Here is a 23,609-nt window from a genome sequence, read left to right on the forward strand (position 1 = left end):
AATTCCCGCGTAGATTGGTTTTTCCGTCATTGCAAGGACAAACTATAAGTTTTGACGAAGCAATCTAGTAAAAAATTCTGATCTACAAAATTTTTTATTATTTTTCCTAGATTGCCACGTAGCCTACGGCTGCTCGCAATGACGATTTAGTCTCTACGCAACAACACCTATGCGGAAATGACATAAAAATCATACAACAATTCACACTACAATATATTATTCCTCAATTGTCGTATATTCCCCTTTATCTTGTATTACTCTAGCAAAATTTCCCTGTTCTTTTATCGAAAATACCCTTATAGGTAATTTATTTTCTCTTGCAACTGCAATAGCTGCCGTATCCATGACTTGCAGGTTATTAGTTATAACATCTTTATAGTTAATAGTGAAATATTTTTTAGCATCCGGATTTTTTTTAGGGTCGGAATCATATACACCGTCAACCTGAGTTGCTTTTAATAAAATATTGCAATTCATTTCGATTGCGCGAAGTACTGCGGCACTATCGGTTGTACAAAACGGGTTGCCCGTACCGCCGGCAAAAATTACTACACGCTTTTTTTCCATATGTCTTTTAGCTTTGCGGCGAATATAAGGTTCGCACACGCTCATCATAGGAATAGCCGATAGAACTCTTGTATAGATATTGAGGCTTTCCATAACGTTTTGTAAAGTTAAAGCATTAATCACCGTTGCAAGCATACCTATATAATCCGCTGAAGCTCGGTCCATACCGACAAGTGCTGCATTAATCCCGCGGTAAATATTTCCACCGCCGACTACAATAGCGACTTCGACTCCTAAATCGATAACTTCTTTAATATCGATAGCGATCTTTTTTATTACGTCATATTCATGCCCAAATTGCTTATCTCCCATTAAAGCTTCCCCTGACACTTTAAGTAAAACTTTTTTATACTTTAGAGCGTTTATATCTGATATCATTTTCTGCTTCAAGTTGTTTTTAATATCTGCTTAATTTTTTTAATCATTATACCTCTTTGTAGGTCGGTAATCGATGACTTATTGAGTGCATGCACTAATAACATATTATTATTTATATCAAGTGTTACTGTACCTGGAGTTAGAGTAATCGAATTACCATAAATTATTTCGCCTATTTCTTCTAGCCCTTCTGCGTCAACCCATTCAAAAACTGGTTCTATTCCTATCTTTCTTTGCCAAATTATTTTAATAACCGCGAAAGCCGATTTCCATATTTCTAATAATAACCAAGGAAAATATAATATAAATTTAATTTTAGTGAGCATTAACATTTTCGGTTAATTTGATATTTGAAGTAAAAGGTATTAGTAGCATTATAAATACAAATAACAGCCCTATCATATTAAATATATTATTTATTGCAATTACAAAAGCATCATGATTTAATTTGTTTGCTAATAACAAATATGATGCTTTTTCGGGATTTAAAACTTTTCCGCTTAATAATTCAGTATAAGAATCTAGTTGTTCTAATGCCATTATAGAAGTAGACGAGATATTTTCCGATAAATATTGCATAAAGGTTTTAGTATCATTAGTAAGTATAGTACTGATTATTGCAAGCCCTACCGCTCCTCCTAAATTACGAGTAAGATTATAAAGCCCGCTAGCGTTACCTACTCTTTCTTTCGGTATATTGCCAAGAGCTATATTATTAGTCGGTATAAAACAAAACATTAATGAAAGCCCTCTAACAAATTGAGGAAGCACAAATGCAGCAAATTTAGAATCAGGCGTTAGAAAACTATTTAAATGACATCCAAGAGCAAACCCTCCAAGACCTATAATAAGCATCAGGCGTAAATCTACCCCTAACCCTAACATTCTACCGGCGAGTGGTGCAGATAAAAATTGTGCTCCGCCCGTCACCATCATAGTAGCCCCGATTTGTAATGTATCATATCCGGCAATAGTACAGAGAAATAGCGGTAATATATATACTGTTCCGTATAATCCGATACCCATAACGAACGAATAAAGGCAACCAAAAGTAAAGTCTTTATAAAGAAATGTTTTTAAGTCTAAAATTGGATTAATAAAGGTTAGTTCTCTAATGATTAATAAAATAAAACCTAAAACTACTGTAATACTTAAGAATAATATTAAATTATCCTCAAGCCAACCTTTTTTGTTTCCTTCTTCTAACACATACTGTAATAAGCCAAGCGTTAAAGCCATTAATAATATACCGAGAAAATCAAAATTTTTCAGTAATTTATAATTTGGTTTATCAAAATCCCCATATAAAAAAACTACCGTACATACGAAAATACCGGGTATGACGTTTAATAAAAACATAAAATGCCATGATAAAATCTCCGTAATATATCCACCGAGTGTAGGTCCTAAAGTAGGTGCAACAGTTACGACAAGTCCAATTAAGATAGTAACGATAGGACGTTGCGATGCAGGAAAAAGTATAAAAACGGTACTAAAGACCGTCGGTATCATAGCACCGCCAAAAAAGCCTTGTAATGCTCTAAAGATAATCATGGATTCAATATTAGTTGCAAGCGAACATAATACGCTCATAACCGTAAACCCTAAAGCTGCAATAAAATAAGAAATTCTAGTAGTAAGTAACCTTACTAAAAAGCCGGTAATAGGAATAATGATAACTTCAGCTATTAAGTACGATGTTTGAACCCAAGAAAGTTCATCGCTTGAAGCGGCAAGACCGGCAGCTATTACGGATAATGAGCTAGCGACAATTTGAATATCAAGTACCGACATAAACATGCCGACAATCATACCAAAAAAAGCAAATAATTGCTTTTTAGAAAGAGCAGGCGGTTGTAAATTATTATTTGACATAATTAAATTATACAGTTTAAATTAAATAAAGTTAATAAGTGACATATATGTTTAAAATAAAAAATCATCGTACAACTTTTAATTTTTAATTAAACTATTGATTAGGATATAAGTAGACAAGACATAATATATGGTAATCATTTTATTTATATTTAGCAAATAATAAATATGTGATTGATTTATTAAAAATATTTACTATAATACTAATCCAACTATAATTGATTTATCAATATGCAAAACCCAGCACAAAAAGTTATATCTTTTTCAGAGCATAAATCTGATATAGAACGCATAAAGAAATCAATAGAAGAGGGGTGGGCGATAGTAAAGCTAGTACCTAATAACGACCGTTTTATCGGACTTTTAGAAAAGATTTCGCATGCTGAAGATGAAACAATCTATATTCCTCCAAGAAAAAAGATAATAGTTAATTAACACAAATAGCGAACTATTACATAATCTGCTATTCGGCTTAAGAAGTTGAATATAAAAGGTGACAATTGGCTTTCACTTTTTATATAAAGCTAGGTATATATTATTTTTTAGCAACAACTTATAATTCTTTACAAAATATAATGGAATTACCTAAAAAATGTAGTTTTGTTTTACCCCATGCTTAAAAAGACCTTATTGTCATTTCCGTGTAGCATTGGTGTTGTTGCATGGATTAATTCCACCCTGTCATCCTAGCTCATTTGTAGCGAGATCCAGTTTAAAATACTCAGGTGACCTTGCGGTTAATAAAGTGCATTACCGCAGTTGCTGCAATCTGGCCTATATTTATTTTGGCTCAGGGAATCACGAATGGCGTCATATTCTCTTGTTACCGTCCTGCTCTAAACGACTGTAAGCACTTAGCAATATCCCGTTATTAGAATTTAAAGTTGGAGTAACGCTCCCCGCTATTTTATTCTCTATCTTCTGCCCTAAACCAGATGGTGCGTTGTTATTTACAGCATTTACTGCAAGTTCCGTTACTTTCTCTATCGCTATCATCTTTGCCAGCTGTACTCCCGATGCTTTCGCTAGCTCTATGATGGTCTTAAAAAAGTTTCCCACTTCAAGCTTTCAAGCATTTTGATAGTTCAATACTCATAGGTCTTATTGGTAAAGGTTTATTTTCTGCTATAGCTTGCTGACGTTCTTTCGTGATTGCTTCCCAGCATCTGTAATCTTCATCTTGTCTTTTCATTAAATCAAATTGGGCAAGGTAGGTATTTAGCTTTTCTTGAGCCTTTGTCACTTCTCCATCTTTAGCGTGTAAAAATTCTATTAAATGCGGGACATCTTCTGGAAATAGTCTTGGATTACACATTTGTATATAAGTTACTATCAATAACCAACCTAAATTACGTCTATCCTCTTTAGAATATTTAGGATAATGTATATATTTTTCATCATCCATAAAAACATAATCGAAATATTCTTCTAATATTTCTCCAGTATCATATAATTCGCCTAAAAAATGATATTGTTGATAATGTTTTAACATTACTTCTAAAAATTCACCTAAATTTTCTAAGGTTATATCTTCTACTGCTTTAAATTCTACAGAATCAAAGAAATATAAATCTATATATTCTTGAAGTGTTTTTCTGATATATGCATCTTCTTCATTTATTTTTGCATACCATAATTTATCTGTCATTGTTTATTTCATTTTGTTATTCTAATAATTTATACCGCTTCGAGGTTTCATTAAAGTTTTTATTACCTTATTTGCATATTTTTGTTGTGATTAGGTTATTTTTTAAAACAGCATCTCTCTCTATTTCTTGATATGTCCTTACATGAGCTACATTACCACTTGTATTATCAAATATTACAAACTGGTCATTTTTTATATCAACAGCAATAAGTTTTTCAGTATCATTACTTATTTTATAAGCATTTTTTAAAACCGCTTTAGGTTCTTTAGATGCTGGACTTTTTGACCACTTGAATTGAGGGTGATAATAAATGATTAGTATTTTAAGTTATTTTTTTGGATATCGTGGTCAAGCCACGGTATGACACGAAAGCGTTTTTCTACACATTATTAGTATATCAGGTTCTACCACGCCTATCACAAATAGGGCTATAGTTTTATTTAGAAGATGGTGCCAATGTGGGGATTTGAACCCCAGACCTACGCATTACGAATGCGCCGCTCTACCAGCTGAGCTACATCGGCTGAAATATGATTATATTATGTTGAGATACGGATTCCTACGAGACATGTTTCATCATTGCGAGCGACGACTGACAAGGAGCGTGGCAATCCAATAAAAAATTTTAAAATGCTAAAAGACTAGCATCCTTAATTGGATCCCGTGGTCAAGCCACGGGGTGACAATGAGACATCTTTATAAATGCGTCGAAAATCTTAAATGGAAATGCTGCGTATCGTCATATTTCTTCTTCTTAACCGGGAAACCCCAATCCATTCTGATTGGTGCAAAACGTGTTACCCAAATAAAGCCGAAACCAATGGAAGCTCTAAGAGATTTATCGTTATAAAAACCGTTTGGAGTTTGATATTGTTTCTTATTTAGGCCTACTTTCCAAACGCTTCCTAAATCCATAAAGACTGTACCGGTTAAATTAAATTCCTCAGGTATAGGTGTTGGGAAATTAAGCTCTGTTGAGAATGTGTAATATCGCTCACCACCAAGTCCTTCGTTAGTGACCTTTTCACGAGGTCCTACACCACCGCTTGCAAAGCCTCTTAAACTATAATCACCTAAATTAAAGCGATCGGAAATTCTAATAATTTTTCCTCCAAGGCCTGCAATATCGCCTCCGGAAGCAGATAATTTTAAAGTAAGCTTGTTATGTATGAAAGATTTATAATATTTACCGTCAACTTCATGCTTTATATATTTGTTATCACCTCCAACGCCGGCAAATTCTTGTGTGCCACTTACTAAATAACCGTTCTTTGGAACAATTTTATTATCGGTTTGATCATAAGTAATAGTATGTCCTATAGCAGAAGTAATGAATCTGCCCATTTGCTCCTTTAAGAATATTGAGCTTGATGGAGTTGGAGCACTTAAAATATCACGTTTGATTAAATAATCTATTTCGTGACCTAAATCCTCTTTAATTTCATAACCAAGAGAAGTTTTGACTCCTATAGAGTGTAACTTATAGCTTTGATCAGTTGTATTTAATACACTAGCACCGCGTCCGGTATAGTTGCTAAATGTGTTTACGCCAAGTGATAAATCACGATCTAAAAAGTGCGGTGCGGTAATACCACCGTAATAGCTTGTATTGTTTTTACTTATTTGCACACCGGCATTAAGCAGTTTCCCGGTACCGACTAAATTACGCTCTAAGAAAGAGAAACGTCCGAATAAACCGCCGGCAGTATTATATCCTAAATCAAAACCTATAGAGGAAGTAGATTTTTCATCAACTTCAACGTTAACATCATATTTATCTTTAGCTTTAGTCGGAGCTAAGCTAATTGCTACTTTCTCAAAATAATCTAAATTTCTAAGATTACGCTCACCTTTTTCAATATATGAACGATTAATTATATCACCTTCTTCTATTTTAAATTCTCTTCTTATAACAGGGTCTTCGGTTTTAAGGTTATTAATAATATTAATTTTATTAATATAAACCTTATCGGCTTTTTCAATAATAAATTTAATATCTGCAGTATGATTAGCATTTTTCATTATATCCGGATAAACATTTACCGCAGGGTAACCGTTCGCTGTAAAATATTCTCCGATTTTTTCAGCTATATCATCAACCTTTTTCATATTGAAAACCTTGCCTTGCTTAATATTAACAATTTTATTAAGCGGTGTTATATCTATATTAGTTAATTTATTGTCTATTGTAATATTACCGAAGCTATATTTTTCTCCCTCTTCAATGGAATAGGTAAGGGTGAAATATTCTTTAGTATTATTGAGTTCTGCCGATGCCGAAATTACTCTAAAATCTGCAAAACCTACAGATTGATAAAACTCTCTCAGTAATTCTTTATCATACTCCATTCTATCAGGATCGTAAGTATCGTTACTTTCTAAAAAACGAAACCAACGAGATTCTTTAGTTAAAACAATAGATTTAAGTTCTGAATCACTATAATTTTCATTACCGCTAAAATAAATATAGTTAATACCGGTTTTTGGTCCTTCTGCTATATCAAAAATAACCTTAACTCTGTTGTTTTCTAAATTTTCGATTTTAGGTGTTACCGTAGTAGCAAAACGTCCGCTACGTTTATAAATTTCTAATATTTTCTTTACATCTAATTCAATTTTAGCTTGGCTAAGAGATTCACCCGACATTGTGTAAATTTCTTTAGCGAGCATATTAGTTTTGATTTTAGAATTACCGCTAAATACTACACTACTTATAAAAGGCGTTTCAGTAACGTTAACTATTAAATTACCATCATTTGTTATATGCATATTTATACTTCTAAAAAGTGAGGTGGCATATAAACGTTTTATTACCTCATCTTCTTTAGAATTATTATAGGTTTCTCCTACCTTAAGCTTTAAATAGCTCTCAATAGTAGAACGCTCAACCCTATGATTACCTTCGATAGTTATTTTACGAATTACAGAGTCAGCTAATGAAATATGATAATAAAAAATCGTTAATAATAAAATTGTTAACTTACTAATTGATCTGATTGTCACCTAAAACCTTCTTTAAGATTTAATTTAAATTTCTGTGTTTAAACCCAATGTCATCCCGTGGCTTGACCACGGTAAAAATAATAAATTAGATACCGCGTTCAAGTCGCGGTATGACAAAGAACTGGATTTCCGCTTTTAGCTAAGAATAATACAAAGTTCTCCTAACTAATGCATTCAAACATAATTAATGTACTCCACTATAGTAGATAATATAAACGAGAGCAAGCAAATCTATAATTTAGGAAAACAAATTTTGTATATCGTTGGAAACAGCAATTATAATAAGAAAAATTATGATTATTGCTCCTAATTGTAACAAAATATTTTTAGTCTTAGGATGCGGTAATTTACCTGTAATTGCTTCATATAATATAAATACTAAATGTCCGCCGTCAAGCACCGGTATAGGTAGTAAGTTAAGTAATCCTAAATTAACGGAAAGCATTGCTATAAATAACAGATACATTTGGGTTCCACCAGCTATAGATTTGCCTGACTCTTTAGCAATAGCTATCGGCCCTCCTATTTCATCGAATGAACGTTTTCCTACAATCATTTGCGATATTGCGTTTAGAGTTAAAGCAGACATATCTATAGTAGTATTAATAGCTTCCCATAATCCTCCTAAAATTCCTATTTTAGTATTAATAGGTTCATTTTTAGCTATAATACCGATGCGAAGAGTTTTCTTAACTTGCTTTTCTTCGGGAGGTGATATAATTATTTCTTGAGGCATTATATTAACGATAAATTCCTCACTTTTTCTTTCTATGGTTAAAGTAGAAGAGCTAAAACCGTTAATTAATATCTCTCTTTGCACGTCCCCGAAATCTTTAACAGATTTATCGTTAACCTTAACAATTTTATCTCCTGCTCTTAAGTCTGCTCTCTCTGCCGGTGATGAAGCTACTACATTACCTATTATAGGAGGAATCTCTGTTTTTCCAAAGTAACAATAAAAACCTGCAAATATTATTATGGCAAGTAAATAATTAATTAACGGACCTGCTGCAACGATTAAAAAACGTTCTAAACAAGATTTAGCATCAAAAGCTACTTTTTCGTTAACTTCTTTAGTCTTATCCATAAGGTTGCGATCATAGCCGTAAATCTTGACATAACCGCCAAGCGGTATAAGGCAAATCTTCCACCTAACTCCTTTTTTATCGGTAATGCCTATTAGTGCTTTACCGAAACCTATCGAGAACTCCTCAACTTTTACATTAAAATATCTAGCAATACAATAATGTCCAAATTCATGGATAAATACCAAGATACTAATTGTTATAATAAATCCTATTATAGAGAGCATAAAAATTTTATAAGTTTACTAATAAATTATTTTAAGGTATACATTGTAAGGTTATAGATATCATTTCGTCGTTGTGAGTGGACGTTGCTCCTTGGTTTCCGATGTCATTCCCGCGAAAGCGGGAATCCACAGAAAAAAAATGAAGTAATCCAAATGTATTAGTTTTAAAAACTAATAGTATTTATGTTTTTGAATTACTGGATTCCCGCTTTCACGGGAATGACATCACGCCATATCACCTTACGCATTGACGAAAATTAAATTTTAAATTTCTTTTCTCTATGAGTTCAAATAAAATTAATAAAAAGTCGATTGCACGTATTGCAGCAGTGCAAGCTATTTATCAAAACATATTGCAAAATAACGACGATATGGATGATATCATGCAAAATGTACTTTCTTTTTATCAAAATAATAATTCTATAACAGATTTACCTGAGAATTTAAAAATATCATTAAGTATAAGTCATTTTAAAATGCTGGTAAAGTCAGTATTTGAAAATATTCATAAATTAGACGAAATTATCGACAATCATTTAACAAATGATAAAGATCCTGCACATATGCCGATCTTACTCCGAGCTTTATTGCGTGTTAGTATATGTGAGCTATTGTTTTGTCCTACTACGCCTGCTAAAGTAGTAATCAACGAATATACGGACATAGCAAATGATATGTTAAATGAGCATGAAATTGGTTTTGTTAATTCTGTATTAGATAAAATAGCAAAAGAGCATATTCGTTTAATTTGAAAAATTGGCTATAAGTACTGTGGTACTCAAGTATTATTAACGGCTTTTGTGCCTCATCTTGTGGATTCCTTGCTCTTTTCCAGATTAAACTTAGTCTGCTTATTCTTCATTTATTTATAAGTATAAAAGATTTTATGACAAATAATTTAAGCGGTTATAGAAATAAATTCGTTAGAGTTAAGACTTCTAAAAAACGCACCGTCTCTTCTAGTAATTGGCTTAGACGCCAATTAAACGATCCGTATGTTGCAAAAGCACGTATGGACGGCTTTAGGTCGAGAGCTGCATATAAACTACTTGAAATTCATGAAAAATTTAAACTTTTTACTCCTAACATGAAAATTGTTGATTTAGGAGCAGCTCCTGGGGGATGGAGTCAAGTAGCTTCCAAGCTGATTAAAGCTTCGGATAATAACCTAAATAATAAAATAATCTCTATCGATGTGTTAGAAATTGAACATGTTGCTGGAGTTGAATTTGTTCAAAAAGACTTTTTTGAAGCAGATACGGAAGAATTAATTATTCAGGCTTTAGACGGTAGAGCTGATATAGTAATGAGTGATATGGCATCAAATACCATAGGTCATAAAGCTACAGACCATATAAGAACCTTACTTTTATGTGAGCAAGCTTTTGAATTTGCTTTAAAAGTACTAAAACCCTCCGGTCATTTTATTGCTAAAATTTTTCGTGGCGGTGCAGAAAATGAATTATTATATAAAGTAAAGCGTGAATTTAAAACAGTGAAACATTTTAAACCTTCATCCAGCCGCAGTGAATCTACGGAAATCTATTTAGTTGCTCTAAATAAGAAATAATGAATATGAAAGGCGAAAAGTGATTTCTGCCTATAAATTTATTTTTTTATTTAACATATTAGAGGATATAGATGATAATTACTTATATCTCCTGTTGTTTGGACTTCCTGAGCATATTCTTGATTGCAGCTTTGAAAATTATTATACATCCCAACTAAATTAGCTCCGGTTTCAGTTTCAACTATTTGATTATATAAATTATTTTTTAAATTTAGAGTATTTTTAGCATATTTTGGTGTTGCTGCTTCCCAATCATCTATGGTTAAAGTAATATTCTGTTTCAAATCAGAAAAATTAACAAGTCCATGTTTACTGATTCCAGCTATGATTTCTTCAAAGCCTTCGACTATTCCATTAATTCCTAGATATTTTGTAACTTTTTGTTTGGCAAAATTATATAAATATGATGCCCATTCTTCTGATTGTGATAGTGTTGTTTTTTTACCAGGAAGTACCATTGTTGTTTGTCCAAAATGCTTATTAGTAATATTAATAAGATTATGTTTTGCATTATATATCTTAGAATGGGTAGCTAGCTCTTTTATTGGAGTTGTTACTTTTCCGGTAAATAAATTTTTTTCTATGCCTCTTTCAATTATCGGTTTTGAGCCAGGGCTATCAAAAGTTGTAGATTTATTAAAATGTAGGTTGCGAGAATGTATTTCTACTAAGGTTAAATCTGCAATGATTGCTCCAAGTGAATGACCACTAGTATTAAAACTATATTCTGTGGCTTTACTTAAGCCGCCTAATTTGTTAATTATTTCATTAACAAAATCCTGAATTGGAGTTAGTTTAGTAGGTAAGTAGTGCAGCGCGATAAGCAAGTCGTCTAATAAATCATATATATTGAATTTTGTGCCGGCACTAGCAATATGAACTTCTTTAGTGTCTTTATTTATAAATGCGACGGCTTTATAAGCATATTTAGCAGTGTTGATATTATCACATGAAGCAGTCAGTATTTCCCAGCCGCTATCTGTTAATTGTTCATTGACCTTTGATGCGTTTAGCTTATAAATATTTAAATCATCTGTTTTATATGCGAGGTCTAAACCTATATAAGCAAGCTTTTTAGTGCTAATATGTTTAGAATTTTTGTACGTAGGCATATCTACCTCTTTTTGATCAATATTACCATAAAATATGGTTTTTTCTAAAAAATGTCAAGTCAAAGATTAATCTATTATTAAATAAAGGATTGATATTTGATTACTTTTGTTATATAATGCATTTACAACCATGAAATATGGTGATTTAAATTAGGAGATAGACTATGTTGAAATTATTAATACAAAACTTATTCAGAAGTAATAAACCGATTACTTACTTATCTTTAATAGAAAAAGCACAAGAAGATTGTAGTTTTTATACAAAATTAGCATCAGGAAGCTTTTTTGTAGGAATAAGTAGTTTGTTTTCATTTAGTAGTTGGTTAAGCAAAATACCTTTAATAACATGGGGTGTTTTTGGTACTAGTTATGGGGCAAAAGGCATTATGGAGAGTAATGAAAAAATAAAGCTTTTTACTCAAGCTCATGAAGTAACTAAAGTTGAAGAGTATTTGGCTACTTCGGGGTTAGAAAGTTTTGTATATGGTACTGCTATAGATAAAAACGGTATAGATAAATTTACCGGTAAATATATTGAAGGAACAAACGCTAAGATAATATCTAATGTAATAACTCGCGTACCAACCTTAAGTTTAACGGGAGACGGCGTTGGTTACAAATGTAATGGTGGCTATGAAATAGTAGAATCAACAGATCGTGTGTTATATCAGCCAATACCTGGCGTGAAAGGACAATATACAAATAAATTAGTTCTAGATACTAGTATTCTTCCTTTACATGCTTGTATTATTCAGCAGCTAATACAAAAGGGCTATTCAAGTGACGATATTGAAAAAGCTTTAAGTTTAGAAACTGTTGTAAAGAGAGAAAATTACAAAAATAACCAATTAGCAGAATACAAGCCAAATTTTACAAGTAAGTTATGGCATGGTACAGAAAAAGCTATACAAAATAAAGTAGTAGAACTTGCAAAAGAAATACAGAAATATGCTGAAATAAATGAAGCTTATGAAGAATTATTTAATTATCATACTTCCAGTACTAGTGCAGAACAAGAAGAGCAGTTTTATAGCTTTGATTATAATAATCTTAATGGTGATCAAACTCAAATCTTAGGAGATGAGGGAGATGCAGGATATATATCTGATATTGCCTAGTAACTAAATACAAAACTTTCTAAAGAGTAAGGTTATAGATCTATAACCTTACTCTTTTTTATTTAATAACCTCTTTAGCTCTCCTTTCGAAAGCTATAATCATTTTTTCGGTTGCTTTGGTAAAATAAGTGCCGATTAATTTATCCAGTATTACGGATTTCATTTTAAAATCAATAAAGAATTTTAATGCAGTTCCTGCCGTGCATGGAACAAATTGCCAAGTACTTTTTAAATATTCAAAAGGTCCTGAAATAGCTACCGTATTAATCAAATATATTCCATCATCTGTTATTTCGCTTGTAACTCGTGAGTTATATTTTTCTAAAAAGCCTTTTAACTGAATTACTAATTCAGCAATAACCTCTTGATTATTTTCTGAAATAATTCTAGAAGCAGAACACCAAGGCAGGAATTTAGGATAAGATTTTACATCCCAGACCAAATCAAACAATTCTTGCGGTTTATAGGGTAAAATTTTAGTGTGTTGAAGGCAAGGCATTAGAAATCTGTGACTTTACCTTTATGCTGCCAGTCCCCGTATCTTGTCGGTTCTAGACCTTTAACACCGCCAATTTCTTTTTCTTTTGGTAAATTTTCTTTTTCTGATATATTATTAGATATCTTTACAAACTTCGCTTCTAGAGGTAATTTAGACGTCGATCCGGTACTCACATCCTCACGTATGTCCATATACGCTGTAGTGCTGCGTTCCGTGTCTCCTGTACATTCCTCTCTATAAGCTGGTTTGGAAAGATGTCTATTATCTTTTTTATCGTCCATAGTACTAAATATATGAAATATAACCGTATTTATATTAATAGTCGTTTAGCTGAAAATAGCAAGATAGAATTAGCAAGTGATCATCATGTTCATTATGTCAAAACGGTGCTACGTCTTAAAGTAAATGATGGCTTACGTCTCTTTAACGGTACGGATGGAGAATTTCTAGCACAAATTAACGATATAGGTAAAAATAACCTATCGGTTAGACTTAAAGAACAGTTAAAAAAGCCTTATACAGAATCTACGTTAACTCTTGCTGTTGCTATAATAAAGCAAGATAAATTAATGCTTGCAATAAATATGGCTACGCAACTCGGTATAACTAAAATTATTCCGTTAATTACTAGGTGGTGTCAATTTAGGTCGGTAAATATCGAACGTTTAACAAAATGTGTTATTGAGGCAACAGAGCAATCAGAACGTCTTACTCCCCCGATAATTGAAAAAGCTATCACAATACAAGATTACCTAAAAAAGAATAATAATTTGATGTTATATGCTAATGAACATGAAAAAGAAGAAAATTCTATATTACGAATTTCATCATCACTTAGTAATAGTGATATAACTATTATTGTAGGACCGGAGGGAGGCTTTACTAATGATGAGCTGGAACTTCTTGCCTCATATAAGAATACAAAATCTATAAGTTTAGGAAGTAATATATTACGTGCTGAAACAGCAGCAATAACTGCTATAGCACAAGTGAGGTTGTTAGGAGTCATTGCGAGGAAATTGCATAGCAATTGACGAAGCAATCTCAGGAGTTTGTTATGATTTCATGAGATTGCCACGCAGCCTACGGCTGCTCGCAATGACGAAAAGGTAGAGTTACTTCGCCTTTTCTATTCCGGGTTTACAAAATAGCTTACCTAAACAAAGGAAAGAATATACACCACAAAAGCCTATAATTATATAAAGTATTGTAACAATAATTGGAAATGAGCCAAATAAAAGTGTTACTAAATTAAAATTAAATAATCCGACTAAGCCCCAATTTATAGCACCTATAGAAGATAATAAATGTACAGTAGTAATAAGTGGATTATTAGAAGTATTTATTAACATATTTAATCTCCTTTTAGTTAAACGTAAAAGATCTTGTTGTGTGGCTCATACCTCTGTCATCCCACAACTTGATAGCGGGGTCCAGTTAAAATACTAAAATTACACTAGTATTATGAGTTACATTTTTGGATCCCGTGGCGAGGCCTCGGGATGACACTACATGCGTTTTCCGAACCATGCAATAAAACTAACGTAAAATAATCATTCCTCATTTTGAGCTATATGTCTACTAAATTTTATAATTCTATAATTTATTAATCCTTCTTAAAAGTGTGATATATTACAGGTATAACAAAAATTGTAAATATAGTACCGATGCTTAATCCTCCAACTATTACAAAGCCTATAGAATTACGAGCAGCAGCACTGGCCCCGTCTGCAAAAACTAGAGGTAAAGCTCCGACTACGGCAGCAAGAGTAGTCATAAGAATTGGACGCAAGCGAAGTTTTGAGGATTCTATTATAGCTTCTTGAACCTTTACTCCTTTTGCTCTTAGCTGATTAGCAAATTCTACTATCATAATAGAATTCTTAGTAATTAATCCAATTAAAGTAATAAGTCCGATATTACTATACATATTAAGGCTATTACCGGCAAGCCAGAGAGCAAGTACACCACCGGTTATTGAGAAAGGTACGGCGAGTAATATTAATAAAGGGTCAGTAAAGCTTTCAAATTGAGCTGCAAGCACTAAATAGATAAATATAAGAGCAAACACAAATGTTATAAGCATATTACTGTCTGCCTCTCTCATTTGTTTAATTTCTCCGATATATTCAATTATAGTATTACTAGGATCAAGTAACTTAGCGGCTATTTTATTGATTTCATTAATTGCATCATCAATTTTTCTGTCAGGAGCAAGATCGGAAGAAATGGTAACGGACTTTGAATTATTATAATGACTATATGATTTTACTGATATTTTTTCCGTAATATTGGCTATCAATTCAAGCGGTAACATATTATTATTTTTTGCTCTGATTAAAATTTTACTAAAATCGCTAATATCTTTTCGATCTTTTTGATTAAATTGTAATATAACGTCATATAAATCATTACTCATTCTAAAATGCCCGATTTGTTGACCTGCAAGTAAATATTGTACCGTTTTGCCTATATTTGCCAAATCCATTCCGTATAAATAAGCCTTATCACGGTTGACTTCTATACTTATAGTCGGCGTTGCCGATTGTAAATTTCTATTGACGTTTAAGAAAATAGGATTTGTTTTCATTATATCAATAAATTGTTGTGATATTTTATCTAGATCATCATATTCAAGGTTCGTTTGAATAGTAAACTCGATAGGGCTACTTGCATTCCCGCTAACCATTGAACGTGGATCCATAGCGTAAATCGACATGCCCGGTATTTCAGAAAACTGCTTATTTAACATATTCTTAATAGTTTCTTGGGAACAAGAACGCTCACCCCAATTTTTTAGAGGAATGAATCCAAAAACGTTATCGCTACCGCCTGCACCTATTACCATCAGATAACCTAATATATCTTTATAATTAGCAAGGATTTTTTCGGCTTCTTTCACTACTTTAGTAGAAGATTCTAAATTAGAACCTTCAGGACCTTTAAGAGAAACTTGTAAGAATCCATCATCTTCGTGGGGTACGAAAATTTTTTGAGTAAATTTAAAACTAATAATCAGCACTATAAATGATGATGCAATAATGATGACAAATTTCTTTTGATTGTCAAAAGTTAGCTTTAGATAGTAAATATATTTATTTTGAATAAATTGTAGAATGTCGTTAAACTTTACTAAGAATTTTGGTAAGTCCGTATTATGTTTTGTAACCATACGACTTGACATCATAGGAGTTAAAGTTAAAGCAACAAATCCTGAGAACAAAACACAAAATGCTAAAGTCCAAGCAAATTCAATAAATAATTTCCCGATAAAACCCTCTATAAAACCCACGGGTAAAAATACGGCAGCAAGCGTAATAGTCATAGCAATGATTGCAAAGCCGATTTCTTTAGAAGCAAGCATAGCCGCTTCCATGGGTTTATGCCCCATTTCATTATATCTAAAAATGTTTTCAAGCATAACTATCGCATCATCGACCACTAAACCTATAGCAAGTATCATAGCAAGGAGCGTAAATATATTAATAGAAAATCCAAAAGCATACATTACGCTAAAAGTACCGATCAACGATACCGGAATTGTTACAAACGGAATTAAGGTAATTTTAGCAGAAGCAAGAAATAAATAAGTGACTAAAACTACTAATATTAAAGCTTCAAAAATTGTTTGAAATACTGCATAAATTGATGCTTTTACAGGTGTTGCTGCATCATATGCGATACCCATGCTTATTCCTTTGGGCATGTATTCTTTAATTCTTTCTAGTGCTTTAGTTACTTCATGTGATAAATCTATGACGTTAGCTTTTGATTCTTTTATAAGACCAAGGGCAATAGCGCTTTTGCCGTTATATCTAAAAATTATGTCCTCATCGGGAGAAGTTAAAGATATTTTTGCTATATCTCGTAATTTTATGATACTTCCGTTTTGTACTTTTAGAATAATATTACCGAATTCTTCCGGTGTAGATAAAGAACCTGCAAGAGTTACTATAAAATTATTGCTTTTTGTTTTAATCGTACCTGCGGGATAATCTTTGTTTTGCTCTTTTATTGCGGATTCAATCTCCAATAAAGAAATTTTATGTTGATATAATTTTTTAGAATCGGGTTCTATTCTCATTATATATTCCCGACCGCCGTAAATTTGTGACTGTCCTACGCTTTCAAGTTTATCTAACGGTGTTTGTAGATTATCTTCGACGATCTTTGTTAATTCTAAATCGCTATATTGATCACTTTCAATGCTTATGAAGAGGCTTGGGAAACTATCGGCATCAAGTTTTGTAACTGACGGGGTTTTCATATCTTGCGGGAACATATAAGTGATATCCGATATTTTGGCGCGGACATCGTTTAGTGCTACTTCAATATCGGTAGATAATAGAAACGATAAAGTAATACTACTTTCGCCGGTAGAACTTTGAGAAGTTATATAATCTAAATTTTTAACCGTCTTTAAAGCTTTTTCTATACGTGTCGTTATTTCTTGCTCCATATATAAGGCATCGGCACCTGCATAATGAGCTTCGACATTTATAATAGGAACTGAAATATCCGGAGTACCTCTAATTTGTAGTTTGGTAAAAAAAATTGCTCCAAGAGCTACGATAACCAAATTCAAAACTGTAGCAAAGACAGGGCGTTTAATACAAATTTTAGACAATAACATTGGATTAAAAATTTTATTCTAAATTAATGTGCATAGTGAATTATTACATAATCTGCTATTCGGTTAGAAATATTCTATATAAAAGGTGAAAGACAGTTTCCACTTTTTATGTAAATTAAGTATATATTGTTTTTTATTAAAAAACTTATAATTTTTTATAGAGTAGAAAATTAGTTTTTGTAATTTACTACTGATAATAAATTAGGGTTTTAACGATAAATTTTCACTTTAATTACTTGATTAAGATAGTTTTAACAGTATAACTGATGTAAAATGGCTACATTTTTCTATAAATTAATATAATAACGTATATATTTTAAATTTTGTAAATAACTGGCATTTGCAGTATGTGGGTAGTTTGTTATAATTAACTTACATAAAAAATATATTGATGTATATTATTGCCAGTTGTATATATTGTTTTAGAAAAAAACATCAATACATATTAACCTATCAAAGGAGAATTGATTTTATTATGAGTACACATAACACAAAAGAACCAAAAAAAATGAATAAAACCGAGTTTATAGCATTTATGACCGATCATGGTCATAATCATAAACATGCTTCACATAAAACATTAACAAAAGCTGAAGCCGAGAAAGCACTTAATTTAGTTCTTGATAGTGTGATTAGTGCTATAAAGAGCCACCATAATATTAATATAACAGGTTTCGGTTCATTTGAAATACATCATAGAAAAGCACGTGAGGGTCGTAACCCAAAAACCGGAGCAAAAATGCAAATAGATGCTTACAATCAACCTACTTTTAGAGCCGGAAGAAAAATGAAAGAAGCTTGTAATTAAAAGAAGTAACGTATTTACAGTACTAATAATTTCCGAACCCCGTTACACGCTTGCGGGGTGACACTAGAAAAACCAGCTCATGCAATAATGCTCTGCAAAAGCCGGAATGATATAGAATACTTCTTAAGTACAATTCATAATGATATTACAACCATTGATAATTGAACGCCTAGAGTTTAACTTAAAACATAATAAGCTATACAATAGTTGGCTTATCGAAGCCGAAAATATAGAGCAAGCTTTAAAAGATTTAGAAGAGTTTATATATATTAAGCTTTTTAAGAATAGCATTCCTCTTGACAACAATCCTGATTATCATTTCATCGCTAGGGAAACTTCAGCTACATCTAATGCTAAAAATATTTCTATTGAACAAATAAGAAAATTACAAGACTTCTTAAGTAAAACTTCTGCAATTTCAGGTTATAAAGTTGCAATAATTTATTCGGCAGAGCTTATGAATTTGAATGCAGCGAATTCATGCTTAAAAATTCTTGAAGATGCACCAAAGAATAGTTACATTTTTTTAATTACTTCAAGAGCTGCAAGTATTATTTCTACAATTAGATCAAGATGTTTTAAAATTAATGTTAGATCATCTATCCATCATACTAAAAACGAATTATATTCCGAGTTTATTCAGTCGATAGCAGATAACAAAACGTTAGATTTTATTCATCGCTTTACTACTAAAGACCGAGAATTATGGCTAGATTTTATTGATAATTTATTATTATTAATGAATAGAATCCTTAAAAAATCTGCCAACGTTAATATTGAACTTCTAGATTTGGAAAATAAGATTTTTAATAAACTATCAAATAGACACCCTTCATATTTACTGCAAAAATTTACCGACATAAAAAAGTTAATATATAATACCATTGATTATGATTTGGACTTAAAAACAAGTTATATATTAGTGGTGAATGAGTTTTCTAGTAATTAACACGATATCACTACGTTCCTTTCTATGTTATCCATAAAACAACAAAATATATTGAGATACTCTTTTTTTTTATAGTTAATAGATATTCAAGATAGAAAGCGGCTTCCCTCTAGAATATAAATTTAATTTATGTTTTATTTTGACTATTGTTCATTTACTCGTAGTATATATTAGGTTTTAGGAACTTTATAAATTAAATTATTTGCATGTTTAAAACTTTAACACAAAATTTAACGAAGATTTTTGATAAGCTAGTTAGCTCAGGCATTTTGACGGAAGCCCAAATAGATGCTGCTATGCGGGATATAAGAGTGGCTCTTTTAGAGTCAGATGTTGCATTACCGGTGATAAAAGATTTTATAGCGGAAGTTAAACAGAAAGCTTTAGGGCAGGAGGTTATTAAGTCTGTTTCACCTGGACAGATGATAATTAAAATTATCCATGAAGAGATGATCAATCTCTTAGCTTCAAGTAAAAGTGAGACAAAGCTAAATTTAAATTCAAAGCCGCCCGTAAATTTCCTAATGGTAGGGCTGCAAGGGAGTGGTAAAACTACGGCGAGTAGTAAGCTTGCTTTACGGCTTAGAAATCAAAATAAGAAAGTTTTACTTGTTTCTTTGGATACTTACAGACCGGCCGCACAAGAGCAACTCGCTATACTTGCAAACTCAGTACAGATTAATTCATTACCTATTGTGCAAGGTGAGAAACCCCTCGATATTGTCAAAAGAGCTATTGCCGAGGCTAAAATTTCTGCTTATGATGTCGTAATTTATGATACGGCAGGTCGTACACAAATTGATAAAGCGATGATGGAGGAAGCGCTTGCAATAAAAAAGATAGTGGAGCCTACAGAAACTTTGTTAGTAATCGACAGTATGACAGGGCAGGATGCAGTAGTTACGGCAAGTAGTTTTAATGAAAAGTTAGCAATTTCAGGATTAATTTTATCTAGAATTGATGGCGATTCCAAGGGTGGTGCAGCACTCAGTGTAAAATATATTACTAAAAAGCCGATTAAATTTTTAAGTAGCGGTGAAAACCTAATTGATTTAGAAGAATTCGATGCTGAACGTTTAGCTTCTCGAATACTGGATATGGGTGATATTATCTCTTTTGTTGAAAAAGCAGCTAGTATTGTTGATAGAGAAGAAGCCGAAAAAACGGCAGCTAAATTAAAAAAGGGTAAGTTTGATTTAAATGATTATCTTCAGCAAATGAGAAGTATAAAAAAAATGGGAGGTTTTGGAAGTATACTTAGTATGTTACCGGGTAGTGGTAAAATTATGGATCAAATAGATCAATCAAAATTAAATAGTAAAATAATTGAACATCAAGAAGCAATTATTTTATCTATGACGCCAAAAGAACGTAAAAATCCCGATATAATTAATGCTTCTCGTAGGAAACGTATAGCTGTTGGAGCAGGAACTACGGTACAAAAGGTAAATATTTTGCTAAAGCAATATAAACAAATAAGCGAGATAATGAAAAAAGCCAGTAAAATGAATCCTAAAAATCTATTACATAGCGGAATTGGAAAATTGTTTTCTTGAATTTATATTATATCTACATTATGTCATTCCTGCGAAGCGGAAATCCAGTCAAGCATATAAAAACAAGTGTTTGTATGGTTATTTTATCAAGTATGTAACTTCTGTAGCAATATTGAAGTTATTTTTCTGGATTCCCGCCTATGCGGGAATGACATCGAGTAGGTTTTCCGATCCATGCAACAATGCCGACTTGATTGCGGGATCCAGTTAAAAATACTAAAATTATATGGATCCTGTGGTCAAGCCACGGGGTGACCTTTTCCTTAAGTTGACACCCATGTGTCTTCGCAGGAATGACATCGATGGTTTTTTTTAAACTATCCAGTAGTATAATAAGTAACACATATTGACCTAGTATTAAATTTAATTAATTTTTAATTTCAAAGCATTTGCAAAAAATGTATAAATATTGATCAAATAATTGGCACTATCTTTTAAATCACTCCCACTACCATGCCCACTATCTACACTTCCTAGAAAGTAAGTTTTAGTATTTGGGTTTTTCTCAAGCACATACTCAAAAATTCTTCCATGTCATGGGTGTACACGCTGCTCTAATACTGAAATCTGTAATTAACACAGCTTGGTATTTTTGCGTTAAAGATAAATTCTCTAGCGGTGCATATTTTTTGATATGTACTAAATCTTCTACTTTGGATCACTATATTCTGTACCCCATGAATGTCCTGCTCCGAATTCTTTATATCGTATCGTATCAAGTATCGGCACTTCACATGCTATAGCTCCAAATAAATCAGGACGCTGTGTCATTGCAACACTTACTAGCAATCCGCCGTTACTTCCTCCTTTAATTCCTAAATACTCAGGACTAGTAATATTTTGCTTTATTAAATCCTCTGCTACTGCAATAAAATCATTCAAGCCGGTTTGACGTTTTATTCCTTGAGTCGCCTTATGCCACTCAGGACCAAAACTCTCCGCCACCTCTAATATTAGCAAGAACACTAACCCCGCTATGTTTAACCCATACTTCATTTTCCATGCGAGAGAAATATGGAGAGTTGATTACTTGAAAACCGCTGTATGCTTCAAGTAATGTTGGATTCTTACAATCTTTGTACCTTTTTTATAGACAATAAAATATGGTATTTTAACTCCATCCGAGCTTGTAGCTTCCTTTTGATCTACAACATAATTTTTGCTATCAAACGGATATAAAGGCTTTCTAATAACTTTTAATTCATGAGTTTTATCCCATAAATAGATAGTGGGAGGAACTATAGAATTTTCTATAGTAATTAATGCATCTTCTTCCTCATCATCAGACAACATACCAAAAATTGTATTTTCATAAGATAGTAAAGTTACCGGTTTTGTCCATTCATGATTTTCTAATGTAAATGTTACTACTTTTGAAAATAACATTCTCATAGCTAGTTAAAAATACCGTATCTTTAGTCATTCCTACACAATACAATACTTCCCTCTCTGTTGGGGTAAATAATATTTTTAAGCTAGCTTTATCGCTATCTTCTTTTAGAAGATCAGCGTAGTGTATGGCAACAAGTGAACCTGTTCTATATTACTATCTTTAAATTGCCAATCCGGAATGCAGTAGCCAAAATACATATGCTTTAAAAGAACCTTCAGGTATTGCATCGATGGCATATTTATTTTTTGTAATTTTAAGCTCTCATCTTTAGTATCTAAAATATAATTATCGTAATTATAAAAAGCCTTATTTGCAGATATAAATATTAAAGATGAAGAAATATTATCGGTAAAAGTTTACTGGCTGATACACGTATATAATTCTTTGGTATTTCAAATAGTTTTTTGGCTTTCTCTATAGGTTCTCCTCGCTTCCATATGTAGAGCAAGCTAGGATATAAAGAGTCAGTCACTTCCTCTTGATGCAAAACTGGATCAATATAATAGTATCTTGATCAACCCAAGTAGGGACAGTAAATTTACCTTCTAGTAATTTCCCGCTACTTGTTTTTGGTTCAAAACCATTTTTTACAAAATCTTTTTCTCTAAATCTCATGCTCTAAAAAACATCTCATCCTTACCGCCAAATGACATGGTAATTAAGAAACGATTAGGATTTTGAAAACAATCACTCCCACCTCTATACATTACTTTTTTACCGAGTTTTTTGGATAATGTATCAAAATCGATTAGAACTTCCCACTTTGGTTTATCTTTCGAGTAATTCTCAACCAATGTCCTACGCCATAACCCTTGCGGGTTTTTATAATCCATCCAAAAATTATACACGTAACCTTTACGTATAGCACCAAAAGGAGTGTTTCTTTGATCATAGCAAACAGATTCTGGTTCTTTCTTAACTACCTTATAAGTAGGCATAGATTGGCAAGCCTTTGCTGTTTTATCAGTACGCTCTTTTGCCCATTTTAGAGCTTCAGTTTTTTCTAGAAATTTAGTGTTTTTTGGGTTATATATTTGTTCATTATTACTTCCCATAGCTTGAACACAAAAAATTATAAAATAGTGGGTAATTTTTTTTATTATTTTAATAATATCTATTAAATTAAAAGCTTTATTTAAAGTTTTCTTTGAATTAGAATAGTGTTTTATCATACACCTTGAATAACA

Annotated in this window: 22 protein-coding genes, 1 tRNA gene and 1 pseudogene; 8 read left to right on the forward strand and 16 right to left on the reverse strand. The window is 32.1% G+C overall.

Annotated features, from left to right (window positions below; translation table 11 throughout):
• Positions 1-216: 216 nt before the first annotated feature.
• The 3 genes from pyrH to RAF_RS01030 are packed head-to-tail and all read right to left on the reverse strand — an operon-like array spanning position 217 to position 2,820.
• Positions 217-945 carry a UMP kinase gene (pyrH, locus tag RAF_RS01020; RefSeq protein WP_012719424.1) on the reverse strand — a complete coding sequence of 243 codons (729 nt, stop codon included), beginning with the start codon at positions 943-945 and terminating at the stop codon, positions 217-219.
• A gap of 8 nt (positions 946-953) precedes the next feature.
• Entirely contained in the window at positions 954-1,277 is a 324-nt protein-coding gene (locus RAF_RS01025; RefSeq protein ID WP_004996606.1) for a monovalent cation/H+ antiporter subunit E, read from the reverse strand.
• Complete coding sequence (locus RAF_RS01030; protein ID WP_012719425.1) at positions 1,261-2,820, reverse strand: DHA2 family efflux MFS transporter permease subunit; 1,560 nt, start codon at positions 2,818-2,820, stop codon at positions 1,261-1,263. The genes RAF_RS01025 and RAF_RS01030 overlap by 17 nt, the downstream gene beginning before the upstream one ends.
• A 231-nt stretch (positions 2,821-3,051) precedes the next feature.
• Between RAF_RS01030 and RAF_RS01035 the strand changes: the two genes are divergently transcribed.
• The gene (locus RAF_RS01035) at positions 3,052-3,255 is read left to right on the forward strand and encodes a DUF2674 domain-containing protein (protein ID WP_004996604.1); all 204 of its coding nucleotides are present in this window, start codon (positions 3,052-3,054) and stop codon (positions 3,253-3,255) included.
• A 375-nt stretch (positions 3,256-3,630) separates the two neighbouring features.
• Here the strand turns inward: RAF_RS01035 and RAF_RS01040 are convergent, their stop codons facing one another.
• The 5 genes from RAF_RS01040 to rseP all read right to left on the reverse strand — a co-directional run bounded on the left by RAF_RS01040 (position 3,631) and on the right by rseP (position 8,784).
• Entirely contained in the window at positions 3,631-3,816 is a 186-nt protein-coding gene (locus tag RAF_RS01040; protein ID WP_041471800.1) for a hypothetical protein, read from the reverse strand.
• Positions 3,817-3,880: 64 nt separating this feature from the next.
• Positions 3,881-4,468, reverse strand: a complete 588-nt coding sequence (locus RAF_RS01045; RefSeq protein ID WP_012719427.1) for a hypothetical protein — start codon at positions 4,466-4,468, stop codon at positions 3,881-3,883.
• A 449-nt stretch (positions 4,469-4,917) separates the two neighbouring features.
• A tRNA-Thr gene (locus RAF_RS01050) sits at positions 4,918-4,993 on the reverse strand.
• A 172-nt stretch (positions 4,994-5,165) separates the two neighbouring features.
• Positions 5,166-7,472: an outer membrane protein assembly factor BamA gene (gene bamA, locus RAF_RS01055; protein ID WP_012719428.1), complete on the reverse strand. Its 2,307-nt coding sequence runs from the start codon at positions 7,470-7,472 to the stop codon at positions 5,166-5,168.
• A gap of 238 nt (positions 7,473-7,710) precedes the next feature.
• Positions 7,711-8,784, reverse strand: coding sequence for an RIP metalloprotease RseP (gene rseP, locus RAF_RS01060; RefSeq protein WP_012719429.1), 1,074 nt, complete (start codon positions 8,782-8,784; stop codon positions 7,711-7,713).
• A gap of 281 nt (positions 8,785-9,065) precedes the next feature.
• Between rseP and nusB the strand changes: the two genes are divergently transcribed.
• Positions 9,066-9,536 (forward strand): transcription antitermination factor NusB, encoded by a 471-nt coding sequence (gene nusB, locus RAF_RS01065; RefSeq protein WP_004996600.1) that lies wholly within the window; start codon positions 9,066-9,068, stop codon positions 9,534-9,536.
• 134 nt (positions 9,537-9,670) lie between these two features.
• Positions 9,671-10,354 (forward strand): RlmE family RNA methyltransferase, encoded by a 684-nt coding sequence (locus RAF_RS01070; RefSeq protein WP_012719430.1) that lies wholly within the window; start codon positions 9,671-9,673, stop codon positions 10,352-10,354.
• A gap of 50 nt (positions 10,355-10,404) precedes the next feature.
• On the opposite strand, the gene RAF_RS01075 is transcribed toward RAF_RS01070, so the two are convergent.
• Positions 10,405-11,466 (reverse strand): hypothetical protein, encoded by a 1,062-nt coding sequence (locus RAF_RS01075; protein ID WP_012719431.1) that lies wholly within the window; start codon positions 11,464-11,466, stop codon positions 10,405-10,407.
• 164 nt (positions 11,467-11,630) lie between these two features.
• Here RAF_RS01075 and RAF_RS01080 point away from each other — a divergent pair, with 164 nt between their 5' ends.
• Positions 11,631-12,584, forward strand: a complete 954-nt coding sequence (locus RAF_RS01080) for a hypothetical protein (RefSeq protein WP_012719432.1) — start codon at positions 11,631-11,633, stop codon at positions 12,582-12,584.
• A gap of 58 nt (positions 12,585-12,642) precedes the next feature.
• On the opposite strand, the gene RAF_RS01085 is transcribed toward RAF_RS01080, so the two are convergent.
• Together RAF_RS01085 and RAF_RS01090 are read right to left on the reverse strand one after the other, a co-directional pair.
• Entirely contained in the window at positions 12,643-13,083 is a 441-nt protein-coding gene (locus RAF_RS01085) for a type II toxin-antitoxin system RatA family toxin (RefSeq protein WP_012719433.1), read from the reverse strand.
• Positions 13,083-13,364: a DUF1674 domain-containing protein gene (locus RAF_RS01090; RefSeq protein ID WP_004996593.1), complete on the reverse strand. Its 282-nt coding sequence runs from the start codon at positions 13,362-13,364 to the stop codon at positions 13,083-13,085. The genes RAF_RS01085 and RAF_RS01090 overlap by 1 nt, the downstream gene beginning before the upstream one ends.
• A gap of 12 nt (positions 13,365-13,376) precedes the next feature.
• Between RAF_RS01090 and RAF_RS01095 the strand changes: the two are divergent.
• Positions 13,377-14,110 (forward strand): annotated as a pseudogene (locus tag RAF_RS01095) (16S rRNA (uracil(1498)-N(3))-methyltransferase).
• 88 nt (positions 14,111-14,198) lie between these two features.
• On the opposite strand, the gene RAF_RS01100 reads toward RAF_RS01095, so the two are convergent.
• Both RAF_RS01100 and RAF_RS01105 read right to left on the reverse strand, forming a co-directional pair.
• Complete coding sequence (locus RAF_RS01100; protein WP_012150427.1) at positions 14,199-14,435, reverse strand: DUF378 domain-containing protein; 237 nt, start codon at positions 14,433-14,435, stop codon at positions 14,199-14,201.
• 254 nt (positions 14,436-14,689) lie between these two features.
• Complete coding sequence (locus RAF_RS01105) at positions 14,690-17,716, reverse strand: efflux RND transporter permease subunit (protein ID WP_012719435.1); 3,027 nt, start codon at positions 17,714-17,716, stop codon at positions 14,690-14,692.
• 475 nt (positions 17,717-18,191) lie between these two features.
• Here RAF_RS01105 and RAF_RS01110 point away from each other — a divergent pair, with 475 nt between their 5' ends.
• The 3 genes from RAF_RS01110 to ffh all read left to right on the forward strand — a co-directional run bounded on the left by RAF_RS01110 (position 18,192) and on the right by ffh (position 21,029).
• Positions 18,192-18,524, forward strand: coding sequence for an HU family DNA-binding protein (locus RAF_RS01110; RefSeq protein ID WP_041471801.1), 333 nt, complete (start codon positions 18,192-18,194; stop codon positions 18,522-18,524).
• 139 nt (positions 18,525-18,663) lie between these two features.
• Entirely contained in the window at positions 18,664-19,473 is an 810-nt protein-coding gene (locus RAF_RS01115; RefSeq protein WP_010976879.1) for a DNA polymerase III subunit delta', read from the forward strand.
• Between the two features lie 206 nt (positions 19,474-19,679).
• Positions 19,680-21,029 (forward strand): signal recognition particle protein, encoded by a 1,350-nt coding sequence (gene ffh, locus RAF_RS01120; protein WP_012719438.1) that lies wholly within the window; start codon positions 19,680-19,682, stop codon positions 21,027-21,029.
• 648 nt (positions 21,030-21,677) lie between these two features.
• Here the strand turns inward: ffh and RAF_RS10485 are convergent.
• From RAF_RS10485 to RAF_RS10495, 3 genes are all read right to left on the reverse strand, one after another.
• Positions 21,678-21,989: a prolyl oligopeptidase family serine peptidase gene (locus RAF_RS10485; RefSeq protein WP_327203428.1), complete on the reverse strand. Its 312-nt coding sequence runs from the start codon at positions 21,987-21,989 to the stop codon at positions 21,678-21,680.
• 66 nt (positions 21,990-22,055) lie between these two features.
• Complete coding sequence (locus tag RAF_RS10490) at positions 22,056-22,421, reverse strand: prolyl oligopeptidase family protein (RefSeq protein ID WP_004996570.1); 366 nt, start codon at positions 22,419-22,421, stop codon at positions 22,056-22,058.
• Positions 22,422-23,033: 612 nt separating this feature from the next.
• Positions 23,034-23,594, reverse strand: a complete 561-nt coding sequence (locus RAF_RS10495) for a S9 family peptidase (RefSeq protein ID WP_041471803.1) — start codon at positions 23,592-23,594, stop codon at positions 23,034-23,036.
• Positions 23,595-23,609 lie beyond the last annotated feature (15 nt).

Origin of the sequence: Rickettsia africae ESF-5, from assembly GCF_000023005.1 — a bacterium.
Classification (GTDB): domain Bacteria; phylum Pseudomonadota; class Alphaproteobacteria; order Rickettsiales; family Rickettsiaceae; genus Rickettsia; species Rickettsia rickettsii.

Excerpts from the sequence above, each read along its gene's own strand:
- ffh (WP_012719438.1), top strand. The coding sequence starts at position 19,680 with ATGTTTAAAACTTTAACACAAAATTTAACGAAGATTTTTGATAAGCTA.
- RAF_RS01105 (WP_012719435.1), bottom strand. The coding sequence starts at position 17,716 with ATGTTATTGTCTAAAATTTGTATTAAACGCCCTGTCTTTGCTACAGTT.
- pyrH (WP_012719424.1), bottom strand. The coding sequence starts at position 945 with ATGATATCAGATATAAACGCTCTAAAGTATAAAAAAGTTTTACTTAAA.
- RAF_RS01070 (WP_012719430.1), top strand. The coding sequence starts at position 9,671 with ATGACAAATAATTTAAGCGGTTATAGAAATAAATTCGTTAGAGTTAAG.
- nusB (WP_004996600.1), top strand. The coding sequence starts at position 9,066 with ATGAGTTCAAATAAAATTAATAAAAAGTCGATTGCACGTATTGCAGCA.
- RAF_RS10490 (WP_004996570.1), bottom strand. The coding sequence starts at position 22,421 with ATGAGAATGTTATTTTCAAAAGTAGTAACATTTACATTAGAAAATCAT.
- RAF_RS01090 (WP_004996593.1), bottom strand. The coding sequence starts at position 13,364 with ATGGACGATAAAAAAGATAATAGACATCTTTCCAAACCAGCTTATAGA.
- RAF_RS01035 (WP_004996604.1), top strand. The coding sequence starts at position 3,052 with ATGCAAAACCCAGCACAAAAAGTTATATCTTTTTCAGAGCATAAATCT.
- RAF_RS01075 (WP_012719431.1), bottom strand. The coding sequence starts at position 11,466 with ATGCCTACGTACAAAAATTCTAAACATATTAGCACTAAAAAGCTTGCT.
- RAF_RS01115 (WP_010976879.1), top strand. The coding sequence starts at position 18,664 with ATGATATTACAACCATTGATAATTGAACGCCTAGAGTTTAACTTAAAA.
- RAF_RS01100 (WP_012150427.1), bottom strand. The coding sequence starts at position 14,435 with ATGTTAATAAATACTTCTAATAATCCACTTATTACTACTGTACATTTA.
- RAF_RS01030 (WP_012719425.1), bottom strand. The coding sequence starts at position 2,820 with ATGTCAAATAATAATTTACAACCGCCTGCTCTTTCTAAAAAGCAATTA.
- RAF_RS10495 (WP_041471803.1), bottom strand. The coding sequence starts at position 23,594 with ATGATAAAACACTATTCTAATTCAAAGAAAACTTTAAATAAAGCTTTT.
- RAF_RS01110 (WP_041471801.1), top strand. The coding sequence starts at position 18,192 with ATGAGTACACATAACACAAAAGAACCAAAAAAAATGAATAAAACCGAG.
- RAF_RS01085 (WP_012719433.1), bottom strand. The coding sequence starts at position 13,083 with ATGCCTTGCCTTCAACACACTAAAATTTTACCCTATAAACCGCAAGAA.
- RAF_RS01045 (WP_012719427.1), bottom strand. The coding sequence starts at position 4,468 with ATGACAGATAAATTATGGTATGCAAAAATAAATGAAGAAGATGCATAT.
- RAF_RS01080 (WP_012719432.1), top strand. The coding sequence starts at position 11,631 with ATGTTGAAATTATTAATACAAAACTTATTCAGAAGTAATAAACCGATT.
- RAF_RS01040 (WP_041471800.1), bottom strand. The coding sequence starts at position 3,816 with ATGATAGCGATAGAGAAAGTAACGGAACTTGCAGTAAATGCTGTAAAT.
- RAF_RS01025 (WP_004996606.1), bottom strand. The coding sequence starts at position 1,277 with ATGTTAATGCTCACTAAAATTAAATTTATATTATATTTTCCTTGGTTA.
- rseP (WP_012719429.1), bottom strand. The coding sequence starts at position 8,784 with ATGCTCTCTATAATAGGATTTATTATAACAATTAGTATCTTGGTATTT.